The following is a 2,330-nucleotide window of genomic DNA, read 5'->3' on the forward strand; positions in this document are numbered from 1 at the left end:
CTCGCAGAACCGGCTCACTCCTCGCGCTCACGCTGGTTCTCCCTTCGTTCGCGACTGCGGGGCTCGCAGAACCGGCTCACTCCTCGCGCTCACGCTGGACCCCCCTCGGGGAGCAGGCCGGCGGCGCGCAGCCGGCGGCCTGCGGTGTCGGCGTGGCGGCGCAGCCGGGCCACCTCGTCGGCGAGGCGGGTGGCGCCCAGCGCGGTGAGCCGGTAGTAGCGGCGCAGCCGGGACTGCACCACCTCCTCCCGGTCCACCTCGATCAGACCGTCGGATCGCAGTCGGTCGAGGACGGCGTAGAGGGTGCCGGCCCGTAACCGGACCCGGCCGTCGGAGATGCGCAGCACGTCCTCGATCACCGCGTAGCCGTGGCGGGGCGCCTCGGCCAACGCGGTGAGGACCAGGAACGTCGGTTCCCGCAGTGGAGGGTCACTCATAGCGCGAGCATATACCGTTCATCGGTATATGCGGGGACGCAGTCGTCCCGGGCCGGATCGTCCTTGATCGACTCCACCTCGGCGAGGTGGCGCCATCAGAGGCCCTCGGACGGCACCACGTCGGCGAAATGGAGTCGATCAAGGACGGCCGACCGGTCAGAACCGGCGGGCGGGCGGAACGCCACCGGGCGGGGGCTCGCGAAGCAGCCAGAGCGGGTTGCTCGCCCCGACGACCGCCCCGTCGCGGTCCCGGACCTGCGTGCGCACGTACGTTCCGGCACCCACCCGCACCGGCAGGTCGTGCCAGCCCTGCCGCAGCTCCCGCCACGCCACCTGACCGGTCCTGATCGCGGGCGTCGGGTCCGCCGCGCCGGCCCGGTCGACGTCGCCGGTGACCACCTCCAGGGTGGAGCCGGCCGGCAGGTCGGTGGCCCGCAGCCGCACCGTCACCGAGTCGTCGGCGACGGTCGGCAGCGCGCCCATGGCGCTGCGACCACCGAGTTCCAGGTCCAGGGCGCCCCGGTAGACGGCGAGGTCGGCGAACCACGCCTGCCCGGCGCGCAGCGCGGCGACGAGGTCGTCCCGACCGGTCGAGGCCGCCCATACGGAGGTGACGCACCGGTCCCGCCCGGTCCGCCAGTCGGTGCCGTTGTGGTCGTCGGTGACGCCGACCGCGGTCAGCGGGATCGCGTTGCGGGCCGCCACGTCGTACGCCCAGAGATGGTCCTCGACCGGCGCCCGTCCGATCTCGATCAGGTCGACGCCGAGCGCGTTCCGGGTCACCAGCAGCCGGGCCAGGGAGTCGCGGCGTTCCACGTCCAGCGGGTGGTTCCAACAGACCACGCCGCCGTGGCCGTGCAGGAACTCCACCATCCGCTCGGTGGCGTCGACGTCGTCGTCCCGGTAGGGCGGGGACGGGAAGCGCGGCAGCGTGCCGTCGCCGCCGAACCAGTTGAGGTGCCGGACCATCGACACCTCGTACGCCCGGTGGTGGGTCACGCCCGGGTAGGCGTCGGCGTAGCCGGCCAGCACCTCGGCGCGCAGCTCCTCGCCGGCCTGCCCGGCCCGGCGGGCCCGGTCGAAGACCAACCGGTCGACCAGGTAGGCGCCGCGCGCGCCGCCGGCCACGGTCACGCCGAGGCGCAGTCCGCGCAGCGAGTTGTCACCGGCCACCAGGTCGGGCCAGAGCCCCCGCGCGTCGGTGAGCAGGTCCAGCGTGTGCCGCCGCCAGGCGCCGGCCGGCGCGGGCAGGTCGACGGTGCCGTGCCGGCCGTCGACGGTGTGCCGGACGGTGTCCGTCGCGCCGAGCCGGTAGCGCAGCACCAGTTGGCCGGCGGGCCGTCCCGGGCCGGCCGGGTGGTGGGACAACGCGATCTCGACGGTCAGCGTGGCGTCCGGCCCGGTGGCCTCGGGCCGTACGTCGAGGTGCAGTGTGGTGTCGGAGATGTTCCCGGTGTGGGTCCAGTTCCAGGCCTTGCCGGCCAACCAGTGGGTGCCGGCGCCGGCGGCGGTGAGGCGCAGCGCGCGGCCGGGACCGTCGGCGGCGTCCGGCACGGAAACGAACTCGGCGGCCGACCCGGTGAGCCGCCCCTCGGTGGCGGCGGTCCAGGTCCAGGCCAGCCCGCCCTCCAGCTCCTGCGGCCCGTCGAAGTGGACGACCCGGCGGTGGTCGTGGGCGGCGACGCGGAAGTCGTGGTCGGTCCACCAGAGCACGTCGACGGCGTTGCGGCGGGCCTGGTCGAGGTGGGCGGCGTAGCTGGCGATGCCCTCGCTGAACGAGGCGTGCAGGTGCATCGCCATGCTGATCGGCCGTCGTCCGCGCGGCGCCGGCGGCCGGTCGGCGGTGGCGGCCAGCCCGACCGGTACGCCGATGCCGGCGAGCGCCAGCCCGCC

The 2,330-nt window shown here is 74.9% G+C and carries 2 protein-coding genes; both read right to left on the bottom strand.

Features of this window, described 5'->3' with window-relative positions; translation table 11 throughout:
* Positions 1-89 precede the first annotated feature (89 nt).
* Positions 90-437 carry a PadR family transcriptional regulator gene (locus HUW36_RS31155; protein WP_174531353.1) on the bottom strand — a complete coding sequence of 116 codons (348 nt, stop codon included), beginning with the start codon at positions 435-437 and terminating at the stop codon, positions 90-92.
* Between the two features lie 156 nt (positions 438-593).
* Positions 594-2,330 (bottom strand): CehA/McbA family metallohydrolase domain-containing protein (locus HUW36_RS31160; RefSeq protein ID WP_174531354.1); only part of this gene is annotated, 1,737 nt, incomplete at its 5' end.

Origin of the sequence: Micromonospora maritima (genome assembly GCF_902825405.1) — a bacterium.
Lineage (GTDB): Bacteria > Actinomycetota > Actinomycetes > Mycobacteriales > Micromonosporaceae > Micromonospora > Micromonospora maritima.

Excerpts from the sequence above, each read along its gene's own strand:
- HUW36_RS31155 (WP_174531353.1), bottom strand. The coding sequence starts at position 437 with ATGAGTGACCCTCCACTGCGGGAACCGACGTTCCTGGTCCTCACCGCG.